This is a genomic window from Pseudomonas sp. HMSC08G10 (assembly GCF_001808425.1).
Classification (GTDB): domain Bacteria; phylum Pseudomonadota; class Gammaproteobacteria; order Pseudomonadales; family Pseudomonadaceae; genus Aquipseudomonas; species Aquipseudomonas guariconensis.
Map to the genome: position 1 here is coordinate 67,760 of NZ_KV793321.1, position 24,960 is coordinate 92,719.

Sequence of the window (24,960 nt, forward strand, 5' to 3'; positions counted from 1 at the left end):
TGATGCTGCCTTCGCCGGTGTCGTGGGCGAAGTTGCCCAGCTTGGCGCCCTGGTTCAGGGCGCGGATGGCGTTGGCGCTGAGCGAGCCGAAGCTCATGGCCGAGATATTGAAGATGGATGCCGAGTACGGCTGGCTGCACTGCGGGCCGCCGACCACCACGCGAAAGCTCGATGGATCCGCCAAGGGCGCCGGGCGCATGGAGTGGCCGATGAACTCAAAGCCCGATTCATAGACGTCGATCAGCGTACCGAAGGGTTTGTCGGACGCTTCGTTCTTGGCGCGGGCGTAGACCAGCGAGCGCTGGGCCCGGGAGAAGGGCAGGGCATCGCTGTCGGCTTCTAGCAGGTACTGGCGGATTTCCGGGCGAATGGCCTCGACCAGGTAGCGGATGTTGCCAAGGATCGGGTAGTTGCGCCGCACCGCGTGGCGCTGCTGCAGCAGGTCGAACAGGCCGATCAGGCTGAGCACGCCGGTGGTCAGGGTGAAGGGCCACAACCATTCGTGGTGCAGGAAGGGCAGGCTGGCCAAGGTGAACAGCACACAGGCGGCGAAGAAGGCATAGCGGCTGAGAAGTGACAGGCTCATACGGGGTCCTTGCGATGGCTCGGTCAGGCTCAGGGGCCTGGGTCAAACCCCGACCTTAGCCCCATTGCGTGGCGTATTGCCAGTCGATGGCCCGCTGTACACATGAAAGATTGGTCATCTCAAGGGCCGCTGCACGACCCAGCGCAGGCTTGGCCAGTTCTCACAAGGCTTTGTGGCATGCAATCGGCAGATGCCTGCGAAAGGGTGCGAAGCGGCTTCAGGGCCTGTCACGCAACAACTGCTGTCGCCAGCTCTCTTGTTCTGTGGTCGGCGCTTCCAGCAGGAACTCATAACGCCCCGCCACCCGGGTCGCGACCGGCACGCCATCGCGGTACAGCAGCCGATTGCCTCCCGCCGCGGCCACTTTGTTTCCTGGCAGCAACGTTCCCAGCAGGTTCAGCGGGTCGCAGGCGCTGACCATCACCCGCTCGCCTTGTCGCGTGCGCTTTCGTACCTGGCGCAGCAAACCGACCGCCTCGGGCAGGGCGAATTGCTCTCCGGCCAGCCCGGAGATGAAGCGTCCACCGCGGATCTCCCCGCGTGCCTCCAGGCGATGATAGCAACGAAGCAAATCACGCCAGGGCGGTAGCACGTCGCTTTCACGCTCCAGCAATCGCCAACAGATCACCCCGTATCGGCGCAGCAGCGTACGGGCGATGTGTTCCAGGCGCTGCTCTGGTTCCTGCGTCTGGCTGCTTCGGCGCAGCAGTGCCCAGCGCCCGGCGTGGGCCATGCTGCTCGAAAGCGGCGGATGGCCGCGGCGACTGTTGCGTGAACTTCGCTTGGCTGCGGGAGCGATCAGGCTGCGCAGGCCGGTGAAGCTGTCCGCACTGATCAGGCCTGCGCCCACCAATTGCTGCAGGGCTGTTTCGAGTTCGCTGGGTAGCAGATGCGTTTCTTGAGCCAGCTCATCGAAGAACAAAGCACCTTGTTCTTGGAGTGTCTGATACACACGTTGTGCCCTGGGGCTGAGTGTGTCGGGCGCCGGAGCGGGGGCCAGGCTGCGCCACAGACCCAGGTGCTCGCGGGGCAACAGTACCAGCGGTGTGCTCGACAGCGTGCTGGCGGAGACGGTCGATGCCAGTCGGCTCCAGGCCCACTGGCCGCTGCGACAGGCATCGTCTAGCCAGTGCGGGCTGTAGTCCTTGATGCGGGCAGGCAGCAGCTCCGCCTCCCAGGCTCCGGCCGCACTCGGAAAACCTTGCAGTTGATCGAGCACCAAGGCCACTGCCTGCGGGCCTTGCACGCGCTCGCTGGTCGTCACGTGCTGCCAGTCGAACAGAAAGCGCATGAAGTCTTGCAGGGTGACCGGCTCGATCTCCCGGCGCAGGCGCTTGACTGTGTACCGATGGATACGCGCCAGCAGATGCCGCTCGCACCACTGCTGGGTGTGCTGGCCAGGGCTGAAATGCCCCCGCAGTACGTAGCCTTCGACCTCCAGGCGGGCAAGGGCCTGTTCGATATCGCTGCTGGGCAGGCCCAGGGGCGCGGCGATTTGCGCCACGGTCAATGGGCCAAAACCGCTCAGACGCGAGCGCAGCAGTTCGGTCAGCGCGGTGTCTGGCTCGACAGCCTGGTCGAAGCCTGGCAGAAGCGTGAGCCCAGGCGTCAAGTGAGCCTGCGGATAACACGCCTGCAACAGATTCTGGCGTTCGCGGGCCAGCCACAGAATATGCTCGCCGGTGTGCAGCCGGCAGGCGCGACCGGCATCGGCCAATGGCCCGAGTAGGGCTGCCCACGATGCGTTGGCCTGCACCTCGGCCTGGCTGATGGCACCCAGGCTCATCAAGGCTTCGTGCATTTCGTCGGCATTGCTCGGTTGCGGCCAGGCTTCGGCCTGTACGGCGGCGATGGCGTCGATGTCCAGCGCGCCCAGATCGTCGCTGCCCTGGACTTCGTTCCAGCGGCGGTTGAGCACCGCCTGGGTGCGGCGCTCCTCCAGAGGCGCATCATCCAAGAAGGTGTAAGGCCGGGCATTGAGGATGGCCGAGGCCAGCGGTGATGGCGCGGGCAGATCGCGGGCAAGCAGGCGTATCTGGCCGCTTTCCATGCGCCGCAGCAGGGCCAGCCAGCCCTCGCTGTCCATGGCTTCGTGCAGGCAGTCGTCCAAGGTTTGCTCCACCAGCGGGTGGTCGGGGATCTGCCGCTCGCCCGCGATGTTCTCAAGGCACGCAATCTGGTCGGGGAACACGGCGGCGATCAGGTCTTCGCTTTTCATCCGCTGGATCTGCGGCGCCACCTTGCGTCCACCGACATAGCGCGGCAAGGCCAGGGCCACGCCAGCGTTCCAGCGCCAGCGCACGCCGAACAGCGGCGCGTCGAGCAAGGCCTGGATCAGGATCGGCTCGGCGCTTGTGCTGGACAGATACCGCCAGACATCGTCCAGCGCAAAGCTATGGCTGGTCGACAGCGACAGCACGATGGCGTCTTCGCTGGCCGCGGCCTGCAGTTCGAAGTTGAACGTGCGGCAGAAGCGCTTGCGCAGGGCCAGGCCCCATGCCCGGTTGATACGGCTGCCGTAGGGCGAATGAATGATCAGTTGGGTGCCGCCGGACTCGTCGAAGAAACGCTCCATCACCAGGGTTTGCTGGGAGGGCAGGGCGCCAAACACCTGCCAGGTGCGGCCGAGGTAGTCGAGCAGTTGGCTGGCGCAGGCTTCGTCCAGCGCGAAGGCGTCCTGGAGCCAGGCCAGCACCGGGGCGAAGTCGCCGGCGCTGGCCTGCAGGCGTTCATCGATTCGCGCCTGCAGACGGGCAACGGCGGCGGACAGCTCATCGCTGCGCCCCGGTGCTTCACCGAGCCAGAATGGAATGGTCGGGGGCAGGCCGTGGGCGTCTTCGACCCGCACCCGACCAGGCTCGACCCGCAAGATGCGATAAGACGCGTTGCCTAGCTGGAAGATGTCGCCGGCGATGCTTTCCACCGCGAAGTCTTCATTGACGCTGCCGATGTTAAGCGACTGCGGCTCGAGCAACACCGCGTAGTCGGCGGTGTCCGGAATGGTCCCGCCACTGGTCAGGGCGGTCAGCTGGCTGCCCCGGCGTCCGCGCAAGGTGGCGCTGACCGCATCGCGGTGCAGGTAGGCACTGCGTATACCCTGGCGTCCGTTGTAGCCCTCGGCGAGCATGCGCAGCAGTGCCTGGTAATGGTCCTGGTCCAGGGCGCTGTAAGGCGTGGCCTGGCGCAGGCAGTCGTACAGCGCCAGTTCCGACCAGGGCTGGTTGGCCACTTCAGCGACGATCTGCTGGGCCAATACGTCCAGTGGCGCCTTGGGAATGTGCAGCTCATCGAGCTCGCCGTGATGAATGCTGTCGAGCAAGGCTACGCATTCGATCAGATCGTCTCGCGAGGTCGGGAACAGCCGCCCCTTGGGCACCCCTTCCACCTGGTGGCCGGAGCGCCCGACCCGTTGCAGGAAGGCTGAAATCGAGCCGGGCGAGGCGATCTGGCATACCAGCTCAACCTCGCCGATGTCGATGCCCAGCTCCAGCGAGGCGGTGGCCACCAGCACCTGCAGCTCGCCCGCCTTCAGACGCTGTTCGGCGGCGAGGCGGTACTCCTTGGCCAGGCTACCGTGGTGCGCGGCCACTGCAGTCTGACCCAGGCGTTCGCCCAGGTGACGGGTCAAGCGTTCGGCCAGGCGCCGGGTGTTGACGAAGACCAACGTGGTGCGGTGTTCGCGGGCGAGCGTGGCGATGCGGTCATAGACCAAGTCCCACACATCGGTGGCCATCACTGCCCCCAGCGGGACCGGTGGTACTTCGATGGCCAGGTCGCGTCGGCGGGCATGGCCGACGTCGACGATAGCGCACGGGCGCTGGTGACCGACCAGAAACTGCGCCACCCGCTCCACGGGACGCTGCGTAGCGGACAGGCCGATGCGCCGCAGGGGGCGTCTACACAGTGCTTGCAGGCGTTCCAGGGTCAGGGCCAGGTGGCAGCCGCGCTTGTTGCCGGCCAACGCGTGGATCTCGTCGACGATGACCGTGTGCACGCTGGCCAGGCCCTCGCGGCCAGAGGCCGAGCCCAGCAACACGTAGAGCGACTCGGGGGTGGTCACCAGGATGTGCGGCGCCTGCTTGCGCATGGCGGCGCGTTCCTTTTGCGGAGTGTCGCCGGTACGTACTTGGGTGGTGATGCGTGGCGCCTGTAGGCCTTGGTCCTGCAATGCCTGGCTGATGCCCGCCAGCGGTACGTCCAGGTTGAGACGGATGTCGTTGGACAGCGCCTTGAGTGGCGATACGTAGACCACCTGGGTCTGCGCGGGTAGTTCCCCGCCCTGCGCCAGGCCCTGGCAAAACAGTTCATCGAGCACGGCAAGGAAGGCGCTCAACGTCTTGCCCGAGCCGGTAGGGGCGGCGAGCAGCATCGACTGGCCGCCGTGGATCAGCGGCCAGGCCCGGGCCTGGGCGTCGGTCACGGTGGCGAAGTGTTGCCGGAACCAGGTGCCGACGGCGGGGTGGAACAGGTCGAGCACCGGATGGTGCTGGGCGGGAAGGTTCATGTGTCGTTTATGGAGGGTGAGGCGGCCATTGGCAAGGGGCCGTTCGTCATGAACTTAGCGGTTCCTTGTCCATACCCTGCGCCCGTGTGATCCTTGCTGCCTTTTTACCTGTAAGCGAGTTCCCATGTCCCAGATCATCCGCATCGCCGCCGCCCTGCTGATCGACCCGCAAGGTCGTACCCTGCTCGTACGCAAGCGCGGCACCCAGGCCTTTATGCAGCCCGGTGGCAAGATCGATGCCGGTGAGTCGCCCAAAGCGGCGCTGGTGCGTGAGCTGCATGAGGAATTGGGGCTGCGGCTGGACCCCGCACAAGCGGTCTATCTGGGTCAGTTCAGCGCACCGGCTGCCAACGAGCCAGGCTTTGAAGTCCAGGCCGAGCTGTTCCGGGTCGACAGCGCCGAGGACGTCGCGCCGGCGGCAGAGATAGAAGAAGTGGTCTGGCTGGCAACTGACCAGGCCACGGACCTTGAGCTTGCGCCCCTGACCCGCGACCTGATCCTGCCGCTCTACCGCCAGACGGTCAGCGCACCGCGCTGACACCATCGAGGGTGGAGAAGGACGTGTCCTTGGCCGTCAGCAGGAAGTCGCGCATGTAAGGCGCATCGAGCATGTCGGTGCGCACTGCCGCGTGCAGGGTGGCGAACAGGCCCTTCTCACCCAGGCGTTTGCCTTTCACATAGCCGCGCGAGCTGTATTCGTGCAGTGCCCAGTGCGGGATACCGCACACACCACGGCCACTGGCCACCAACTGCATCATCATCACCGTCAGCTCCGAGGTGCGCACCGCGGCGGGCTCGATGTCGGCCGGTTCCAAAAAACGGGTGAAGATGTCCAGGCGATCACGCTCCACGGGATAGGTGATCAAGGTCTGGTCGAGCAAGTCCTGGGGCACGATGTAGGGCTTGTTGGCCAAAGGATGCTGGTTGGCGACCGCGAGCATGGCTTCGTAGGTAAACAGCGGCACGTAGGTGATCCCTGGCAGATCCACAGGGTCGGAAGTCACCACCAGGTCCAGGTCGCCGCGGGCCAAGGCTGGCAGTGGGGCGAAGGCAAAGCCTGAAGCCAGGTCCAGCTCCACCTCAGGCCACGCATCGCGGAACTGGTCGATGGTCGGCATCAGCCATTGAAAACAGCTGTGGCACTCGATGGCCATGTGCAGGCGGCCTGCGGTACCACCGGCCAGCCGGGCGATGTCTCGTTCGGCGCCGCGCAGCAGGGGCAGGGTGGCATCGGCCAGTTGCAGCAGGCGAAGGCCCGCGCTGGTGAAGCGGATCGGTTTGGTCTTGCGCACGAACAGTGCCATTCCCAAGCGTTCTTCCAGCTCCTTGAATTGGTGTGATAGGGCCGACTGGGTCAGGTGCAGACGTTCGGCGGCCTCTACCAGGCTGTCGGCTTCGCGCAGGGCATGAAGGGTTTTCAGGTGGCGGATTTCCAGCACGGCGGCTCCGAGGGCATTCATGGAGGGTAACAACGAGTGCTGTTGAGTTTCCCTCATGTTGAGCGCGTTGTCGACGCGGGAAAAAGAAGGGCACCTGAACAGGTGCCCACAATAGCTAGAAGTACGGTAAGAGGTGTTTCTGAGCCTGGGCACGACTCAGGTCGCCGCGCCAGATGGCCTCTACATGGCTGATTTGCCATTCTCGGCCCAGATAGCGTTGGGCCGGTGTCTTCAGGTGTGCCTTGACGAAGTCGTCGAACGCAGGTGTTGGCTTGTTGAAATGCACATGGGCGTACCAGAGTACCTTGGTCAGGTCCTGGCGCTTATCGATCACTTTGAATTCCTGCAGGAAGTCTCGACGTCCATCGGGGAGCCGCTTGAGCTCGACCAAGGCGCCCACTTTCTCGATCTTCACGACATCCTGCTCAACCAGGTAGTCGAGCTGCGCACCCTTGGGCTCGTGGGTCTTCACGATCTGTGCGATACGCAGGGTCCGGCCGCGTTCGACAAGACGCTCAGAAGCCTCGCGTAGGCGGGGCAACGAAGGGTCGGTGGGATCGAGCTGGGTGATCCGGCTGGCAATATCATCAAGATCCGCTGCCTTGAACTGCATCAGGTCTTGCAGGCTTGCTCCGTCCATGTTCTGTGCCGCGTACTGCTCGATCTGACGCTTGAAGGCCTCGAGCACGCCGAGGTGGCGAGCTGCTTCAGCTTTCAGTTCTTTGAGGGTTGCCTTGCGAAGGTGCCTCAGATCAGTGGGGGCCGGGTTGGTGAGAACGAACTTGCCGGAGGCGTCCTGTCGATAGATTTCGATGCGGCCGTTCGCGCCTGTGACGCGGTAGGTGTTGGGTTGTTGCCGGTCACGGGTGCCGATCAGGTAATCGTTCTGCACGGTTTCGAATACCCGTGGTTGGTTTGGTCCCTGAGCGGGGCGTTGTGGGTGCTGGGGGCGATCTGGCTGCTTGGCGGCCTCCTGCAGCTTTCTGGCATAGGGCATATAGGCATCGAGCTTGGTTTCCAGGCGTTTGACTCTGGAAAGGTCCAGGTAGTCGGTGTAGCTGAGCTTCCAGTACCTCAAACTGCTTTTGAACTGCCCTATCAGGTCGATCGATCTGGCAACGATGACGCTGCGTTGACGGTTGCTGGCCTGCACATTAGGCAGTTCATGCAGAAGATAGAGAGCACGATCCAGATCCGCTTGTGGCGCTGCCATCAGAACGCGGAGATTGAACCAGCCGCCATCGGGGGAATGTACGGGTTTGAGCAACAGGTCTTGCAGTTGGGAGATCTCCATGTAGTCCAGAACAGGGTCTGTCAGCCTCTGCATACCGGCATCTATGGTGGCGATATCCTTATGACGCGGCTGGGTGTTCGTGATTGCATTACGCCATGTGCGTAGCGTTTGTATGTGCTGGCGAAACTCGTCCAGTTCTGCCAGCGCCTTGACACGTTGGGTGCTCATTTGTTGGCGAATGGCCAAGTACTCCTGGAGTTTGGCCTGGAACAGCGAGCTCCCCATTTCAGGACGCAGCTCAAACGCTTTTGCATGGCTCGCCAGCCTGAGATTGCCTAGTTCGTCCAGTATTTCCAGGTAGCGCAACTGACTGACCTCGATCAGTCGGTAGTGACCGTCAACGATCATTATTGCCGCCCCATTCGCGTCAGCCATGCTATTGGCTCTGACGTGCCCTGACGATATTTCTTTCAGACTCAGGCAGTCCGCATGGAGGCGTTTGGCCTCCTTGATGCATGCTTTGATCTCGGCGATCAGGTCGGTATCGTGGAAATGTACCGATAGTGAAGGTTCCATGCGTTGCTTGAGCGCGTCAGTCCTAGCTTTCAACAAGTTCCAGTCGCGCGGAGTGCTTTTGCGAAGGCGGTTGTGCAGCCGGTAGGTCCGATCGCGCCACCAGCGAGGCAGTTGTTCTCTGATGAAGGCGGGCCATATGGGGTCCAGTGTGTCGGCAAGATGGCCCAATGCCTGACCACCGCCGGCGCCTCCACCCAGGCGGTGGACGCCGTACAGGGCAAAGTGCGTGTCCCAGTTACCCGTTTCATCAAGCGCGATTGCACGTTTGAATAGGCTGCCAGTGTCGCCGGTCAGTTCCCAGGTATGACTGGTCTCATCCCACCGTACCTTGTACTGGTGGTCCTGCACCACGATGTAGTTGCCTTGGGAATGACGGTAAATGCCACGGTAACGACCCTCATTGGCCGGGGAGCTTCCTACCAGGGAGACGGGTTCGCTGACCCGATAAGCGGCCAGGCCGGCAAGCGGTTCCGGTCTGGAGGTTGGCAGGTGGGGCGATGTTGCGCCCGCTGTCGACAATTGCCCTAATTGATATCGCCTGGCTGAACGGCGCAGCGCGGGAGCGCGGATGTCCACGCCACTGCCCAGCACATCCATGGCGACATCGATCAGACTGGCCACTACATTCTCAATGGCATCGAGTACATTGCTTGCCTGGCCATCGGCCAGGGCTCTGACCAATTCGGCAGAGGCGTCGTACAGATCATAAAGACTTACCGGTAAGCCCAGGACGGGGATCAAGCCCAATGCGATCTTGAAGCCCAGCAGCAGTTTTCCTGCCTGCGCGGCGAGGTTTTCGATGTGCAAGTCAAGGTTGGTCCGTGAGGTATCGCGATGTGCCTGGAGCAATTGCCCCATATGGGTATCGAGCTGCAACTGGGCAAGCGATTGTGTTGCGGGCCACTCGGCGCCAATGCCGATGATGCCGTTGAAACGATGTTGGTGGGCCTGATTCAGCCGCGAATGGTGAGCTCTTGAATTTCCCCCCAGGGCCCGGCTGACCAGATAGTCGCGCTCGCGTGCGTCCACGCTGCCCTCGAACAGGCTGAGCCGTGCCGACTCCAGATCCGGATACTGGCGTAGTGGTGCGATGGGATGGTCTGGTCGGTACAAGAGCGTGGTCTTGTGGATGCGATCCTCGATGAACGTGATGCCTGCAAGGGTGGTGGGCTGCTCGGAGGTGTCCTTGCCTCCACTTGTCAGCCGTGCAGCCAGTAGGCGCAGGTCGAAGCCGTTGGCCTGCAGGTCGGTTTTGCTGCGTGAATCGATCACCTGGGCGAACATGGCGTGGCTGGTGCTGTCCAGGTGACCGCTGGTATGAAACAGCAGATTTTGCAGCTTGAGTATCAAGCGGTGGGGCTCGATCAGGCATTCGCGTCGGTAGGCCTGCTCGAAGTCGCCTTCATCATTGCCTCTAAAGGCATGGATGATCGCTGCCTCGTATTGCTTTGCAACGTCCAGCTCGTTGGCCAGCGTGCGCAGATAGGCCGCATCGAGGTGGCCTTGCAAGCGCTGACGCAGGTCGTCATCGGCCGGTGTGACCTTCACATTCACAAAGCGCAGCCGGTCCTGCATCGCGTCATCGATGTGCTGCAGCAGGACAGTTTCAAGCGTGAGCGTGACACGTTCGGTACTGGGCTTGAGTGTGGATTTGACGGGCGTCCCGGGGGCTCCGCTGCCGGCGATCAAGTCTTTGCCGCTATTGGATGTGCTGACAGGCACGTCGAGTTCGATGTATTGGTCGACGAAGCCTTGAACGTCCTGCTTTAGACGTTTGTTGATCAGATTCCGGCAGAACTGTGTCCGCTCTGGCAGGTCGCGACGAATCAGGGATTGGGCCTTGCGCAACGCAGTGAGGTAGTCATGGATGAGCGTGCGCAGGGGCTGGCGTTCGTTGGCGGGTACTTTTTCCAGGCTATCGAGTGCAATACCTGCCTGGGTAATGACGTCCTGCTGCCGTTTGTGAAGAAGCAGGGCTGTTTCGCGGGCGGCGTGACGCGGCACTTGCATACGTAGGGCAAGCGACTCACGTAGTTGCGGCAGTTGTGCTGGCATCGCGTCTAGGCCTAGACGCTTTTGCAGAGTGTCCTTTTCCTTGCGGCAGGCGGCCAGCACGCCATCGAGCGTGTGGCCGAGCGCATTTTCCGACAGTGAGGACAGACGCACAGGCAAACCCGCTTTCAGGCCGGCCTCGAGCTGGCGTTGTCCTTCGCATCGCAAAAGCCCGCCGTGTTCACCTAGCCAATACAACAGCAACGTGTGGGTATCATCGGTTGCGTCCAGTGCCGCCTGGACTGTGATGACCAGCGCACCGTGCAGAATGTCGGGCGGCGTTCCGTCAGTGGGCTCGCTCGTTTCATGCAGCAGTTCGATCTGGGCGGCCACCGCTTCGGTACCTGCTTGGGTACCTGCCTCGGTGCAGACCGACTCCACCCACGCCAGATGCTGGTCGTCGAGCAGCCCCAGCGCATGTTGGAACTGTGCATGGGCAAGCAGTCCATCGCGATGAGCCTCGATCAGTGGTGTGCTGGTGGTCACAGGCCGGGCGTCCGAATGCCATTTGGCCGATGAGGTCACTTGGGTAATCAATGTTTGGGCCGAATTCCTGGCTTTGACCAAGGCGTCTTGATGCCGTTGGCACGCTTCGACTTCGCTGGCGGAGAGTGTCTCCAGCAGCGTGAGCTGTTTGTCGATCAATGCTTTGCGCAGGGTGGGGGCAAGATCCAACCCTAGGTTGCCGAAGTCGAACAGGGTGGGCTGGGTATCCTCGGGGTCGTGTGGGTAGTCGTCATTGGGCGCTTGGGCGAACACCGGGCTGTTACGCCAGCTTTGTTCCAGTTCGTCGGCGCGGGCCAGACTGGTGGCAGCATCGGTTTCAAGGTCCGGACCTACCCCTGTTTTCAGTGTGTCCAGCAGGTCGGCTTCGAGCTGGTCGAGCAGCGAGGTGAAGCCCAGGCCGATGCCGTCCACGGCGGTGTAGGTGATCGTTGCGTGGCCCGTAGAGGCCAGATGGGTTTGAAGCGCCTCACGCGTGGCGTAGCCCATGAAGGCCGTTGTCTGGTCCGGCGAGTAGAGCACCTGGGGCGCTTCGCCTTCGAGGCTGATGACCAGGGCGCCGGATTGGTTCGAGGGCACTTCGAGCTGCACCTTTTTCTGGTTGTGGATCAACCACTCCGGATTTTCCAGCAGGCCGATCACCGGCGCTCGATGCTCGACGTCCAAGGTGCCTTGATCCAGCACGATATCCAGCGTGGCCAGGAAATGTGCTCGGTATTGCTGGCGGGCAAGCTCACGCCGGCTCAAAGTCGTCCCTTCGGCGCGCGCGTCCCAGTACGTCTGCCAGCGCTTGCTCACCGCCGTTGGCAGGTCAAGCGCGGCGAGGCGGGCATACAGTTCGTTCGGGCGTAGCTGGGTCAGCTGGCGATTGGCGTCGGATTTGCCCTTCACCTTGGCCTTGGTGTTCAGGTCCTGTGGTGGTGTCCGATGTTGATAGGCGAACACGCACAGTTGGGTCAGGTTGACGAACTGGTTATCGGACTCCAGCACCAGGCCGGTATGCTCCGGATCGCTGGCGAGTGCGCTTCGCAGCACGTCATTGACCAATTGGCGAACGCCAGGCGCAAGGCTCAGCAGACGGTTGAAGATCTGGCGTGCCTGGCGCCACTGTGCAAGGGCACGGCGAGTCGACGGGGTATCGGCTAACAGGGCACGCGAGTCATCGTGAGGGGGCAGGTAAAGTGTCGTCGTAACGGTCATGAGGATTCCATCAAACGTTCGGCCGGATTGGCCGGAACCATTGAAGGGCAACCGCGTAGGAGGGATGAGGTACTCAGATATGGCAGGACCGCCTAGCAGGATTCACGAAACTGTCACGGTTTTATGGCAGCGCGCCCGAATGGATTTCATCAGACTCGCGCTCTACTGGGGATCTGCATTCTGGTGTTTCGTTCATGCGGGCTTTTTTGGTTTTCTTGTTTTTGTCACTCAGCATGCCGGCGAGCTTCGCCGAAGGACGCTGCGACACCCGTGCGCCGGTACAACGGGCCGAACTGGGCGAATTGAGCGTGGTGTACCAGAGCGTGGGGGCAGCGTCGGACCCCGTATTACTGTTGGTCATGGGGCTGGGCGGGCAATTGATCCATTGGCCCGACGATGTGGTCGAGGCCCTGTGTCGCCAAGGTTTCCGTGTCGTTCGTTATGACAACCGCGATGCCGGGCTGTCGCGTTGGAACCAGCTGCCAGCCTCGGCCAACCTGACCGTCGAGCTGTTGCGTTACAAGCTGGGGCTGCCCGTTTCTGCCCCGTATACCTTGACCGACATGGCCACCGATGGCTTGCGCCTGATGGATGAGCTGAAGGTCGAGCAATTCCATGTGCTGGGGGTGAGCATGGGCGGCATGATTGCCCAACACCTGGCGGCGATGGCGCCGGAGCGTGTGCGCAGCCTGACGCTGGTGATGTCGAGCTCTGGCGCCGAGGGCCTGCCGGCGCCAAGCGCTGCATTGGTGCAACTGCTGGCCCGGCGTGATGCGCCGAGTCGTGAAGTGGCCATCGAGCACCAGGCGGACCTGCTGGCTGCGCTGGGTAGCCCGACGATCACCGACGAGCGCACGGTGCTGTTGCACCAGGCGGCTGAGGCCTATGACCGGGCGTTCAATCCAGAAGGGGCTCAGCGACAGATCATGGCGATTCTGGCCGAGCCCAGCCGGGTGGCGCTGCTCAATCAGTTACGTGTCCCCACACTGGTGGTGCATGGCACGGCCGATCCGCTGCTGCCGGTGATGCATGGGGTGCACCTGGCCGCGCATATCCAGGGCAGCCAGTTACGGCTGATCCCGGGGCTGGCGCACCGCTTCCAGGAGCCGTTCAAGGCGCCGCTGTTGGCGGCGGTGCTGCCTTACTTGAGCTCGCACCGCGAAGAGCCGCGGCATGTGGCCGGCCTTTGACCTGTGATGTCCTTCTCGTGGGGAACCCGCACTCACAAGGATCACGAGGTGCGGCTGCTCAGTGAAAGCGCACCCACAGCGTGACCAGCACTGTCGCTGCCGCCAGCCAGGCCACCGTGGCCAGGGCCAGCGAGGCTTCCAGGCGCAGCCGATCGACCAGAACGTACAAGGTGGCCAGGTAGACGAAGTACGGGATGATCGACCACATGCCGAACAGGATGGTGGCCTTCAGGTCCGCCAGCGACCGGCCCTTGCCCACGATGTAGTGGGCGATCAGCGCAAAGGTCGGAAACAACGGCACCAGCCCCGCGATGTAGTAGTTGCGGGTCTTGGAAAGGATCGCCAGGAGCACCACGACGGCGGCGCCCAGGCTGGCTTTGAGTATGAGGTCCACGGGCTTCCCTTGGCCTCAGCTGAGGCCGTACTTCTTTACTTTGTCGAACAGCGTGGTCTTGGCCATGCCCAGCTCCTGGCTGGCCTGGCTGAGGTTGCCGCCGGTGCGCTGTAGGGCGTCGCTGAGCAGGTTGCGCTCGAAGGCTTCCACGGCCTCGGCAAAGCCCAGGCCTTGACTGGCGCCGCTGGCGTTCTTCTTGAAGGCTGGCAGGCCAAGGGCATAGCGCTCGGCCACGTTGCGCAACTCACGCACATTGCCTGGCCAATCGTGGGCCATCAGCCGTGACAGGGTCTGGCTGTCCAGCTCCGGCACCTCACGGTCGAAGCGCAGCGCCGATTGCTCGAGGAAGTGCTCGAACAACTGCAGGATGTCCTCGCGGCGTTCGCGCAGAGGCGGCAGCTCCAGGGTGACGACGTTCAGGCGGTAGTACAAATCGCTGCGAAACTGCCCGTTCTGGCCCATGGCGTCCAGGTCCGACTTGGTCGCGGCGATCACCCGGCAGTCCACCGGAATGCTCTGGTTCGAGCCCAGGCGCTCCAGCGTGCGCTCCTGCAACACGCGCAGCAGCTTGATCTGCAGGTTGATCGGCATGCTCTCGACTTCATCGAGGAACAACGTCCCACCATTGGCATGTTCGATCTTGCCGATGCGCCGTTTGCCGGCACCCGTGAAGGCATTGGCCTCATGACCGAAGATCTCGCTCTCGAACAGGTTCTCCGGCAGGCCGCCGCAGTTGAGCGCCACGAAGGGCTGCCCCTGACGACGACTGAAATCGTGCAGGCAACGGGCGACCAGTTCCTTGCCGGTGCCGGTCTCGCCTTCGATGAGCACGTTGGCTGAGGTATCGGCCACGTTGGCGATCAGTTCGCGCAGGTTCTGCATCGCTGGCGAGCGGCCGATGATGCGGCCTTCCAGCGTGCTGTGGCCGGCCAGCTGACGGCGCAGCGCATGGACCTCGCGGGACAGGCCGCGTTGCTCCAGGGCGCGGCGGACCACATCCACCAAGCGCTCGGGGGAGAAGGGTTTCTCCATGAAGTCATAGGCGCCGTTGCGCATGGCGCCGACCGCCATGTCGATGTCGCCGTGGCCGGTGATCAGCACCACCGGCAGGCTGCGGTCGCGGGCCTTGAGCCGGCCGAGGAGCTCCAGGCCATCCATGCCAGGCAGGCGGATATCGCTGACGACGATGCCGGCGAAATCATCGCCGATGCGTTCCAGCGCTTGCTCGGCGCTGCCCACGCCTTCGCAGGCGATGTCTTCCAGGGCCAGAGCCTGCTGGCAGCCCAGCAGCACATGGGGGTCGTCTTCGACGATCAGGACAGTCAAGGGCACTTGGTTCATACGGACCCTGCGTTCATAGAGGTTCTACCGAATTGCCGGTGGGCGTGACCAAGGGCAGGGCGAGCACGAAGGCGGTCCCGCCACTGGCAGGATGCTCGACGCTCAGCGAGCCCTTGGCAGCGGCGGCGAGGCTCGCCGAAAGGGTCAGGCCCAGGCCCAGGCCATGCTCGCCCGGTTTGGTGGTGAAGAAAGGTTCGAACAGGTGCTTGCGCGCCTCGGCATCGATGCCGTGGCCATTATCGCGCACCCGCAGTCGGTATTTGTCGCCTTGCAGCTCGCCTTCGAGCCAGAGCTGCGGTGTGGACTGATGGGTCATGGCGTCCAGGGCGTTGCCGACCAGGTTGACCAGGATCTGCTCCAGGCGTGTCTGGTCGATGGCCAGCTGCTGGTCCTCGAATTGGCTGTGCAACTGTAGCTTGCAGCCGGCGATGCGGTTGGCCAGCACCTGCAAGGAGGCATCGACGGCTTTGCTCAACGAGGCCTGGCCACTGTCATCGCCACGCCTTGCGAAGGAGCGCAGGCTAGCGGTGATACGGCCCATGCGGTCGATCAAGTCGTTCATGGTGCGCAGATTGGTGCTGGCCGTTTCCAGGGCCCCGCGTTCCAGGAAGCGCACGGTATTGCCAGACAACGTGCGCAGCGCCGCCAGAGGCTGGTTCAACTCGTGGGCGATGCTGGTGGACATTTGCCCGATGGCCGCCAGTTTGCCGGCCTGGACCAGTTCGTCCTGGGCGTGGCGCAGGGTCTGCTCGGCGTGCCGACGTTCGCGGATCTGCCCCTTGAGGCGCTCGTTGCTGGCGCGCAGATCAGCGGTACGCTCGGTGATGCGTCGCTCCAGTTGGCTGTTGGCCTCTTCGAGGGCTTCGCGGGCGGCCAGGCGGGTGGCGATCACCTTGCGGCGCTCGTTCCAGGCGATCGCCAGGATGGTCAGCAGGGCGAAGGCCACACCCACCAGGATGCCTTGGACCATGGACTCACGGTGCAGGTCCTGCAGCGGCGTGAGCAAGGTGAAGTGCCAGGGGGTGTCCACCAGTCGCCGGGTCTGGGCCAGGTAGGCCATTTCACGGGGCTTGCCCTGGCCGATTTCGCTGTTGGCAGGGAAGGTGAGTTTTTCCACGCCCTCGGACAGGGTTTCCCTGGCCAGTGGTTGCAATTCGTTGAGCGGCCACCAGTAGTACTGCAGGCTGCGCGCCAGGCGTTCCTTGATCTGCGGGGTCAGCGGGCGCACCGACTTGAGCCGGCGGGCCGGGTCGCTGGAAAGAATGATGATGCCATTCTCGTCGCTGACGAAGGCTTCCAGGCGGGCGCGTTGCCAGCGTTCTTCGAGGGTGTCCAGGCGCACCTTGATCACCGCCACGCCGATGATCTTGCCGTGCTCTTCCAGCCCATGGGCCAGGTAGTAGCCTGCTTCGCCAGTGGTGCTGCCGATGCCGTAGAAGCGGCCAGGCTCGCCGCGCACGGCATCCTGGAAGTAGGCGCGGAACGACAAGTCCTCGCCAAGGAATGAGTCGGCGTCGCGCCAGTTGCTGGTGGCCTGGACGCGACCGGTGGTGTCCAGGACGAAGATGGCCCGGCTACGGCTGCGCCGGTTCAGGCCTTCGAGGTATTCGTTGACAGTCTGGCGGTAGCCGCCGTCGGGGTCGGTGAGCAGTTTCGAGACGCTGTCTTCGAGTTCCAGCAGGCTCGGCAGGTAGGTGTACTTGCTGATCTCGCTCTCGACGGTGCGTGCGTGGAGCTCGAGCTGGCGTTCGCCGTTCTCGCTCAAGGCGCGGATGCCGTTGCTCTCGCTGATCAGGTAGCCGGCCATCCCCAGGCCGACCATCAGCAAAATGATCAGGGGCGGAAGCAGCAATTGACGGATCAGGCGGGATTTCACGGCAGGCTGGGCAGGGCGAAGGAGCGAGGGGTCGCATTTCATCACAGTGGCCTTGTCACGACCAGCGTCCGCTGCCCGGATCGCCGGGCAGCGGCATGGCCGACTCAGTGCTGCAGGATCTTGCTGAGGAAGTGCTGGGTGCGCTCGTGGCGGCCTTCGGGGTTGCCGAAGAAGTCCTCCTTCTGGCAGTCCTCGATGATGCTGCCCTTGTCCATGAAGATCACCCGGTTGGCCACCTTGCGAGCGAAGCCCATCTCGTGGGTCACGCACATCATGGTCATGCCTTCATGGGCCAGTTCGACCATCACGTCCAGCACCTCGTTGACCATTTCCGGATCCAGCGCCGAGGTCGGTTCGTCGAACAGCATGACGATCGGGTCCATCGACAGCGCACGGGCGATCGCCACACGCTGCTGCTGGCCGCCGGAGAGCTGGCCAGGATGCTTCTTGGCGTGGGCGCCCAGGCCTACCCGGTCGAGCAGGGCCAGGCCTTTCTTGGTGGCTTCGGCCTCGCTGCGGCCCAGTACCTTGCGCTGGGCGATGGTCAGGTTCTCGGTGATCGACAGGTGCGGGAACAGCTCGAAGTGCTGGAATACCATGCCGACGCGTGAACGCAGCTTGGGCAGGTTGGTCTTCGGGTCGGCGATGGAGGTGCCGTCGACCACGATGTCACCCTTCTGGAAGGGCTCCAGGGCATTGACGCACTTGATCAGCGTGGACTTGCCCGAGCCGGATGGCCCGCAGACCACCACCACTTCACCTTTCTTGACCTCGGTGCTGCAGTCGGTCAGCACCTGGAAGTCCCCGTACCACTTGTTGACGTTCTTGATGGAAATCATACGGTGATCCTTTTTTGCAGGCGCTTGACCAGCCACGAAGCGGAGAAGCTGATGAGGAAGTACACGACCCCGGCGAAGATCAGGAACTCATGGGAGCGCCCGATGATGTCGCCGTTGGAGCGTGCCGAGTTGAGGAAGTCCACCAGGCCCACGGTGTAGACCAGCGAGGTGTCCTGGAACAGGATGATGCTCTGCTGCAGCAGCAGGGGGGTCATCTTGCGAAACGCCTGGGGCAGGATGATCAGGCGCATGGTCTGGCCGTAGGTCATGCCCAGTGCCTGCGCGGCGCCCATCTGGCCCTTGGAGATCGACTGCACGCCGGCCCGCACGATCTCACAGAAGTAGGCGGCCTCGAACATCATGAACGCCACCACACAGGAGGTGAAGGCGCCGACCGGGGTGTCCTCGCCGGTGATCCAGCGCAGCACGAACGGGACCGCCAGGTAGAACCAGGTGATCACCAGCAGCAGCGGGATGGAGCGGAAGTAGTTGACGTAGGCGCCGGCCAGATTCGACAGCAGCTTGCTCGATGACAGGCGCATCAGCGCCAGGATTGTACCCAGCACGATACCGCCGACCACGCCCATGACCATCAGTTGCAGGGTCATCACCATGCCTTCCCAGAGGGCCGGCAGGGCGGGGATGATTTCGCTGAAATCCATGTCCATTTACTTGCCCCCCACGGAGATCAGGCCAGGTACCGAGACTTTCTTCTCGATGAAACGCATGAACAGCATCAGCCCCATGTTCAGGGTGAAGTAGATCAAGGTGGCCAGCGTGAATGCCTCGAACAGGTTCGCGGAGAACTCGGCGGTCTGCTTGGTCTGGGCCAGCAGTTCCATCAGGCCGATCAGCGACGCCACGGAGGAGTTCTTGAACACGTTCAAAAATTCCGAGGTGAGCGGCGGGATGATGATCCGGTAGGCCTGGGGCAGAAGCACGTTCATGTAGATCTGCGGCAGGCTGAAGCCCAGCGCCCGGCCAGCCGATTCCTGACCGCGAGGCAGGGCCTGGATGCCGGTGCGTACCTGCTCGCAGACCCGCGCGGCGGTGAACAGGCCCAGGCAGATGACTACGCTGATGAGGGCGGAGGTGGTCGGGTTGAGGTCTTGCTTGAACCACTCCTGCAGCCTTTCCGGCAGCAGGTCCGGCACCAGGAAGTACCAGATAAACAGCTGCACCAGCAGCGGCACGTTGCGGAACAGTTCCACATAGGCGGTGGCGATCCCCGATACCACACGGTTCGGCACGGTGCGCATCACGCCGAGCAGCGAGCCCAGCAGCAAGGCGATGATCCAGGCGGTCACGGCAATGGCGATGGTCCAGCCCAGACCGGTGATATACCAGTCCAGGTAGGTTTCGCTGCCCACGCCGGTGGACTTGAAGAATACGCCCCAGTCCCAGTTGTAATTCATCGGGATTTCCCCTCAGACGGTTGTTTCACGGGCACCTTCGAGCAACCGAGGGCGGCGAGCGCCCTCGGTTGAAAGGTTAGACACTAATGAGTGGCCTGTCGGGTTGATTGCTGCTCGGGTCGAGCAACAGGCCACTGGCTGGGGATCAGGACTTCTTCTCGTCCGCCGCCTTGTCGGTCGGCTCGGCGATCAGCTTTTTCAGCTCTTCGCTCATCGGGAAGTTCAGGTTCAGGCCTTTTGGCGGAATCGGCTGCTGGAACCACTTCTCGTAGCTCTTGTTGACCGCGCCAGACTTGAAGTACGCCACGATGGCGTCATCGACCGCTTTTTTGAAGGCGTCGTCACCCTTGCGCACCATGCAGCCATAGATCTCGTAGGACTGCGGGGTGCCGGTAATGACCCAGTCGGCAGGCTTGCGCGCCTTGGCCATTTCGCCGGCGAGCAGGGCGTCGTCCATCATGAAGGCTACGGCGCGGCCGCTTTCGAGCATGTTGAAGGCTTCGCCGTGGTCTTTTGCGGAGATCACGTTCATCTTCATCTGCTTGTCGGCGTTCATCGCCTTGAGGATGCGTTCGGAGGTGGTACCGGCGGTGGTCACCACGTTCTTGCCGGCCAGGTCCGGGAAGTCCTTGTAGGCTGGCTGACCGTCCTTGACCTTGGTCAGCAGGCGGGTGCCGACTTCGAAGATGCCGACCGAGAAGCCGACCTGCTGCTGGCGCTCGACGTTGTTGGTGGTGGAGCCGCACTCAAGGTCCACGGTGCCGTTCTGCACCAGCGGGATGCGGGTCTGGGAGGTGACCAGGTTGTAGCGGACCTTGATGTCCGTACCCAGTTGCTTTTTCAGCGCGTCGACGACGGCCAGCTGGATGTCGTGGGAATAGCCCACAGGCTCTGGCTTGCCGGCCAGGTAGGAAAATGGAATGGAGGAGTCGCGGTGGCCCAGGGTGATGGTGCCCGAATCCTTGATCTTCTTCAGGGTGCCGGTCAGTTCTTCGGCCATGACAGGCGATGCGATGACAGCGGCCGCGATGGCGGCGCCCAGCAATTGACGAACGATGCGCATCAAATTTTCCTCGACGTGTTTGTTTTTTTTATGGAGCCGTTGGCGGACTCTTCGTTCCACGAATACAGCAGCAAACGTGGTGCATTCGGCTACCAAGTGTAGAGCATGAGTCGTGCCAAGCCCTGCTGTCGATCATATCGCCGCGAAATTACTGGTTTTGAGGCTTTTTTTTACCGTTTTTTGCCAGAGCAGGCGTGCGGATTTCCGAATGAATACCCTCTGCGTGTTCGGAAATCCGAATGAGGGGCCTGGGTGGTACCCCGGTACTGCGCCACCGGGGCAAGCAATTGATGAGATCGAGCTTTTCAACCGCTCGAGATTGCACATGCCTGATTCCGCTCCATCTGACGATTCCATCGACACCTTGTTCGCGCAACAGATGCCAAGCTGGTTGCGCCGTGAGGACGGCCACCTGCACAGCATCGATCGCTTGCGTGCGTTTCACAAGGCATTGCTCAGGCAAGAGCGTGCGGTAGCTGCCTTGCGCCCGGTGCTGGCGCAGATTCCTTCGATCGAGGCGTTCGCCGAGCCGCTTTTACGTGAAAAGCTGGTGCAACTGGGTGAAGCGGCCCCTGACGTCAGGCACAGCCAGGTGTGTATCTGGCGGCGTCCGGTCATGCCGTCCTTTGCTTTAATACTTTCGACGCGCCAGTTCGTTCCATCATCGACACAAAGCCTATTGGTCGCTGCGCTGCACAACTTTCATCTGGTCGAGACCCGGCCTTCCGACACTCGCAAAGGGTATCTGCGCACGCGTTCGGGCAAGCGGATGGCCTTGGGGTTTCATGCCTTCGCCGGGCGCTGCCGAGAGCTGGACATCGGCGCGAAGTACCAGGAAAAACTCAAGGCGGTTCTCAAACCCAAAGACGGTGCTGACGCCGTGTATCGCCTGTTCCAGGAAAACCAACAGGCGCACCTTGAGGTCGCCGTGCGCTCGGCGCAGCTCAAGGGCGAGCTGGATGAGCACAGCTTCCAGTGCATGCTGGCCTTGATGGCGTTTCCGTCAATCGTGCCGGCAACCTCGTCCAACGTGGAGCTTCGGCACCTGTATTTATTGGGCGTACCCATTCATGGCGTGGTCTGCGCAGCGGCCAGTGCGGCTGATGGTGGGGCGTTGCAAGGTGTGATCGTCTGGGTGCCCAATGATCCGGATTGTCCGGTAAAGCGTTTTGATTCCTGGCAGGCGGTCTACGACGGGCTGGCCAGGCGTTTGGTCAGCCGTCGTTATCGGCAGTTTTTCGCCCGATTCGTCAGCGAGGCCGACCGCGTCAAGTTCTTCACCCGTCTGGCCGAGCAGTCCAAGGGCTGGACGCACGAACGGTTGGCGACATTGACCGGCGGACATAAGCCGATCATTGCAAAAAAGGACAAATCGATAGGAGAGCGGTTGAGAGTCTTTCTGGCTGACTCGCAGATCGACAAGATTTTCGACGATGCACGTGTGCTCGCTGTGCCGACAGGCCAGGAAGACGAAAACGATCGTAACGAACGGCTAAGCGGTTACGAGTCCTTGGGCCTGAATGTACTCAATATCGCTTCGCTGTTCGTTCCGGTATTGGGGGAGGCATTGCTGCCTGTGGCCCTGGCGCAGATCGCCAGCGAGTTCTATGAAGGTTACGAGGATTGGAACCTGGGCGATCGTCAGGGGGCTATCGCCCATGTGTTTGGGGTGGCCGAGAGCATGGTCGCTGGAGCGCTGCTGGCTAAAGGGGTATCGGTGGCGGTAAAGGCGCTCAAGCCAGTGGCATTCGTCGATAAGCTCAGCCTGGTTCGCACCCGTCAGGGCAAGGTGAAGCTGTTCGACGGCTCGCTCGAGAGTTACCAGCTAGACCCCGCCAGCCACAATGCTCAAACCCCGCAAGAACAATGGTTGCTGCATGACGACAATCAGCTCTACCGGCTGCAGACCGAGCGTGGCGGGCGCCTGCGTCATCCCACGCGTGCTGATATGTACACGCCGCGTATAGAAGACAACGGAGCAGGGGGCTGGCGCCACGAATTCGAGCAGCCGCGGACCTGGAGCGGTGCCGGTACCTTGGTTCGGCGGCTGAGCGGGCGCTTGTCTGACCTTTCCGATGAAACGGCAAAGCATTTGTTGCAGGCGACCGGTTACAGCGAGGCGCAGATACGCCAATTGCACCTCGAAAACCAGGGGGCGCCTGCGCGATTGCTCGATGCGCTGAAGCGTCATCAACTGCATCAGCAGCATGCTCATCTGGGGGGCGCTGAGCTCGAGGCGCTGTTCAAGGAGCGCGAACCCTTGGGCGGTCCAGCGCAAAGCAAATTGCTGCGGGATTTTCCGGGGTTGTCGCTTCGTTGTGCGCGGGAAATTTGTGCCCAGGCCACTGGCGCCGAAATCACCCGCCTGGAGACCCGCGAGCGAGTGCCGTTGGCATTGGCCGAACGTGCTCGATGGTATCTGCGCGAGAGCCGTCTCGACCGCGCCTGCGCCGGGCTGCGCCTGTTCAGGGCGACCAATGCCGACACCCAGCGTCTGGCGCTTGAGTTGATCGAGTTGCTGGCGCCCTGGCCTGCGGATTTGCGGATCGAGATTCGCGAAGGCTCGATCGAGGGACCGCTGCTGGCCAAACAGGGCAAGGCGCAGGCCGCCAGGCTACGGCAGATCATCCGCTCGGGTAGTCAATACACGCTTCAGGGACAGGAGGGCGAGCAGGACTTGATGTCGTTGTTGTTCGGCCTGTTGAGCGACACGCAAAAACGTACGTTGGGTATTGCGGGAAAGCAGGTCGACGCCCTGGAAAATCGCTTGGCAGCGTATGCCAGCGAGTCGCGTGATCGGGTTGCCAAGTGCCTTGGTATGGGCGATGCGAAGGCCCTACGTGCCCCGCTGCGCTTCGGCGATGGGCAGGTGGGGTATGCGCTCAGCGGAAGAGGGGCTGTCGATGGATCGGCCATCGTGCGAGGCATCCATCGGATTTTCCCGACCTTGAGCGCGCTGCAGCTCGATGCCTACATTCGTGAGCTGCGCACCCGTCGATTGGGGTTGTACGAGCACTTTTCGATGTTGTCGCTGCATCTGGAGCAGTTGCGCACGGGGCTGGAGGCTTGGCGCAACGAGGCCAGCGGGCTGTTCACTCGTCTGCGTCGTCGTCGGGTCGCCGACCAGATCAGGCGTAGCTGGCGACGCAAGATCGTCAATGAAGATGGCTCCTACGTCCTGGTAATCGACGGAGAGCGGGTCGGCGGGCTGCCGACCTTGCCTGAAGGGGTGAGGTTCGATCACGTCGAGCGGCTGGTTCTGCGCAACATGGAACTGTCCGACATCGAGGCGGATTTTCTGCACCGCTTCGCCAATGTGCGTGAGCTCGATCTGAGGGGTAATCGCCTTGCCCGCGTACCTCAGGGCCTGGAACACCTTGGGCAGCTCAGGTGGCTCGATCTGTCGCGTAATCTCATCGTCATGGATGAAGCCGGGGAACGCTGCCTGCGTGGCCTGGCGCGCCTTCAGCATCTCAACCTCAGCCATAATGGCGAACTCGGCCGCGCGCCGGACCTGAGCCACCTGCGCCACCTGCGCGAGATGAGCTTGCGGGCGACGGGGTTGATGGCGTTGCCGGAGCGACTCCCACTGGCTGCACTGGTGGACTTGCGCAGCAATCGTATTCAGTTGCTGCAGCGTGACAACCACAGGCTTCGCCACCGACTCGAGCGGGTGCTGCTGCACGATAATCCGCCCTCGCACAGCGGCAGCGAAGGGTCCTCCAGCTCGGGCGATGTGTCGTTGGCGCCGGTGAGGGCGATCGCGGGCGAGGATGTCCAGGAGAACCCCGGTTACCAGCATGCTGTCGTCGACGCTGCGCTGCGCGCGCGGTGGCTGGATGAGGGAGCGGATGAACAGAGCCTGCGCAGGCAGGCACTCTGGGAGACGTTGCAGGAGGAGCCTGGTTCGGCATCGTTGTTCCAGTTTCTGGCTGACTTTGCCAGCTCGCGGGATTTCACGAGGAATCCGCAGCGCTTTCGCGCCCGCATCTGGTCATTGCTGCAAGCGTGTGCCGAGCGTGAGCCCTTGCGCCAGCGGCTGTTCATGATGATGGATGGCCCCCGCGGCTGTGATGACAGATTGTTGCTGACGCTGCGTCACGCCGAAGAGGCCGTGCTTGCCGAACAGGCCATTCTCGGCGTTGCGAAGGATCAGGTGGAAAGCACCTTGCTTGGCCTGGCACGTCCATTGTTCCGACTGGATGAGATCGACCGGATTGCCAAGGAGCACGTCGCCCGGCTGGAGTCTGAACGGGAAATGCAACTTGCCCTGGGGCAAGAGACGGGTGTGGTGGATCCGGTTGAGACGGAGCTGGCTTACCGGGTCGCGCTCTATGAATGGATCGGTCTGCCGCTGCAAAAGGACTGGATGCATTTCGGGCGTTTTTCCAGGCTTACCAAGCACGACGTGGAAATCGCTCAAGCGCGGGTGCTCTCGCTGGAAAATGATGACGCCTTTATCGACTCGCTCGCTCAACGCCCGTTCTGGGCGCACTACGTCAGGGAACACTATGCGCAGCGCTTCGAGGCGGTGCATCAGGCGTCTTGGGGAGAGCTGGATTCGCTCGACGATAAGCTGGCTACGGACCGGATCACGGAAGGGGAATACGCAAGACGGCTGAAGGAGATGGCTGATGAGTTCAACCGGGCCGAACGTGAGCTGGTGAAGGCGCTGGCCCGGGAGGTCTACATGCGCGCCAAGCCATAGGCTGGCTGTCAGCCCCCTGGCTGCGCGGGCGCCATGCCA

General features: G+C 62.5%; 14 protein-coding genes. 3 read left to right on the top strand and 11 right to left on the bottom strand.

Annotated features, from left to right (window positions below):
• Together HMPREF3173_RS25135 and HMPREF3173_RS17545 are read right to left on the bottom strand one after the other, a co-directional pair.
• Positions 1 to 586, bottom strand: a 586-nt coding sequence (locus tag HMPREF3173_RS25135; protein ID WP_256544529.1) for a glutamate synthase-related protein, incomplete at its 3' end; no start/stop codon positions are given.
• 217 nt (positions 587 to 803) lie between these two features.
• Positions 804 to 5,090, bottom strand: a complete 4,287-nt coding sequence (locus HMPREF3173_RS17545; RefSeq protein ID WP_070574971.1) for a DEAD/DEAH box helicase — start codon at positions 5,088 to 5,090, stop codon at positions 804 to 806.
• 124 nt (positions 5,091 to 5,214) lie between these two features.
• On the opposite strand from HMPREF3173_RS17545, the gene HMPREF3173_RS17550 reads away from it, so the two are divergent.
• Positions 5,215 to 5,628: an NUDIX hydrolase gene (locus HMPREF3173_RS17550; protein ID WP_070574974.1), complete on the top strand. Its 414-nt coding sequence runs from the start codon at positions 5,215 to 5,217 to the stop codon at positions 5,626 to 5,628.
• On the opposite strand, the gene metR is transcribed toward HMPREF3173_RS17550, so the two are convergent.
• A complete protein-coding gene (metR, locus tag HMPREF3173_RS17555; RefSeq protein ID WP_043206532.1) occupies positions 5,612 to 6,529 on the bottom strand; it encodes a transcriptional regulator MetR in 918 nt (305 codons plus the stop codon). The two genes, HMPREF3173_RS17550 and metR, sit on opposite strands and share 17 nt — an antisense overlap.
• 115 nt (positions 6,530 to 6,644) lie before the next feature.
• The gene (locus HMPREF3173_RS17560; protein ID WP_070574977.1) at positions 6,645 to 12,095 is read right to left on the bottom strand and encodes a dermonecrotic toxin domain-containing protein; all 5,451 of its coding nucleotides are present in this window, start codon (positions 12,093 to 12,095) and stop codon (positions 6,645 to 6,647) included.
• Positions 12,096 to 12,289: 194 nt separating this feature from the next.
• Between HMPREF3173_RS17560 and HMPREF3173_RS17565 the strand changes: the two genes are divergently transcribed.
• The gene (locus HMPREF3173_RS17565) at positions 12,290 to 13,285 is read left to right on the top strand and encodes an alpha/beta fold hydrolase (protein WP_070574980.1); all 996 of its coding nucleotides are present in this window, start codon (positions 12,290 to 12,292) and stop codon (positions 13,283 to 13,285) included.
• Between the two features lie 58 nt (positions 13,286 to 13,343).
• On the opposite strand, the gene HMPREF3173_RS17570 is transcribed toward HMPREF3173_RS17565, so the two are convergent.
• From HMPREF3173_RS17570 to HMPREF3173_RS17600, 7 genes are all read right to left on the bottom strand, one after another.
• Complete coding sequence (locus tag HMPREF3173_RS17570; RefSeq protein ID WP_168166395.1) at positions 13,344 to 13,670, bottom strand: GlpM family protein; 327 nt, start codon at positions 13,668 to 13,670, stop codon at positions 13,344 to 13,346.
• Between the two features lie 24 nt (positions 13,671 to 13,694).
• Positions 13,695 to 15,020: a two-component response regulator AauR gene (locus HMPREF3173_RS17575; protein ID WP_043206502.1), complete on the bottom strand. Its 1,326-nt coding sequence runs from the start codon at positions 15,018 to 15,020 to the stop codon at positions 13,695 to 13,697.
• A gap of 13 nt (positions 15,021 to 15,033) precedes the next feature.
• Positions 15,034 to 16,938 (bottom strand): two-component sensor histidine kinase AauS, encoded by a 1,905-nt coding sequence (locus tag HMPREF3173_RS17580; protein ID WP_070574988.1) that lies wholly within the window; start codon positions 16,936 to 16,938, stop codon positions 15,034 to 15,036.
• Between the two features lie 62 nt (positions 16,939 to 17,000).
• The gene (locus HMPREF3173_RS17585; protein WP_043206506.1) at positions 17,001 to 17,735 is read right to left on the bottom strand and encodes an amino acid ABC transporter ATP-binding protein; all 735 of its coding nucleotides are present in this window, start codon (positions 17,733 to 17,735) and stop codon (positions 17,001 to 17,003) included.
• Complete coding sequence (locus HMPREF3173_RS17590) at positions 17,732 to 18,403, bottom strand: amino acid ABC transporter permease (protein ID WP_043206507.1); 672 nt, start codon at positions 18,401 to 18,403, stop codon at positions 17,732 to 17,734. The genes HMPREF3173_RS17585 and HMPREF3173_RS17590 overlap by 4 nt, the downstream gene beginning before the upstream one ends.
• Positions 18,404 to 19,150, bottom strand: a complete 747-nt coding sequence (locus HMPREF3173_RS17595; RefSeq protein WP_070574991.1) for an amino acid ABC transporter permease — start codon at positions 19,148 to 19,150, stop codon at positions 18,404 to 18,406.
• Positions 19,151 to 19,295: 145 nt separating this feature from the next.
• Entirely contained in the window at positions 19,296 to 20,213 is a 918-nt protein-coding gene (locus tag HMPREF3173_RS17600; RefSeq protein ID WP_043206509.1) for a glutamate/aspartate ABC transporter substrate-binding protein, read from the bottom strand.
• 325 nt (positions 20,214 to 20,538) lie between these two features.
• Between HMPREF3173_RS17600 and HMPREF3173_RS17605 the strand changes: the two genes are divergently transcribed.
• Entirely contained in the window at positions 20,539 to 24,921 is a 4,383-nt protein-coding gene (locus tag HMPREF3173_RS17605) for an NEL-type E3 ubiquitin ligase domain-containing protein (RefSeq protein WP_070574995.1), read from the top strand.
• The last annotated feature ends 39 nt before the right edge of the window (positions 24,922 to 24,960 follow it).

Bases quoted from the DNA above. Each gene is read 5' to 3' on its own strand.
- HMPREF3173_RS17600 (WP_043206509.1), bottom strand. From the start codon at position 20,213: ATGCGCATCGTTCGTCAATTGCTGGGCGCCGCCATCGCGGCCGCTGTC.
- HMPREF3173_RS17585 (WP_043206506.1), bottom strand. From the start codon at position 17,735: ATGATTTCCATCAAGAACGTCAACAAGTGGTACGGGGACTTCCAGGTG.
- HMPREF3173_RS17565 (WP_070574980.1), top strand. From the start codon at position 12,290: ATGCGGGCTTTTTTGGTTTTCTTGTTTTTGTCACTCAGCATGCCGGCG.
- HMPREF3173_RS17560 (WP_070574977.1), bottom strand. From the start codon at position 12,095: ATGACCGTTACGACGACACTTTACCTGCCCCCTCACGATGACTCGCGT.
- HMPREF3173_RS17580 (WP_070574988.1), bottom strand. From the start codon at position 16,938: ATGAAATGCGACCCCTCGCTCCTTCGCCCTGCCCAGCCTGCCGTGAAA.
- HMPREF3173_RS17595 (WP_070574991.1), bottom strand. From the start codon at position 19,150: ATGAATTACAACTGGGACTGGGGCGTATTCTTCAAGTCCACCGGCGTG.
- HMPREF3173_RS17575 (WP_043206502.1), bottom strand. From the start codon at position 15,020: ATGAACCAAGTGCCCTTGACTGTCCTGATCGTCGAAGACGACCCCCAT.
- HMPREF3173_RS17605 (WP_070574995.1), top strand. From the start codon at position 20,539: ATGCCTGATTCCGCTCCATCTGACGATTCCATCGACACCTTGTTCGCG.
- HMPREF3173_RS17545 (WP_070574971.1), bottom strand. From the start codon at position 5,090: ATGAACCTTCCCGCCCAGCACCATCCGGTGCTCGACCTGTTCCACCCC.
- HMPREF3173_RS17590 (WP_043206507.1), bottom strand. From the start codon at position 18,403: ATGGACATGGATTTCAGCGAAATCATCCCCGCCCTGCCGGCCCTCTGG.
- HMPREF3173_RS17550 (WP_070574974.1), top strand. From the start codon at position 5,215: ATGTCCCAGATCATCCGCATCGCCGCCGCCCTGCTGATCGACCCGCAA.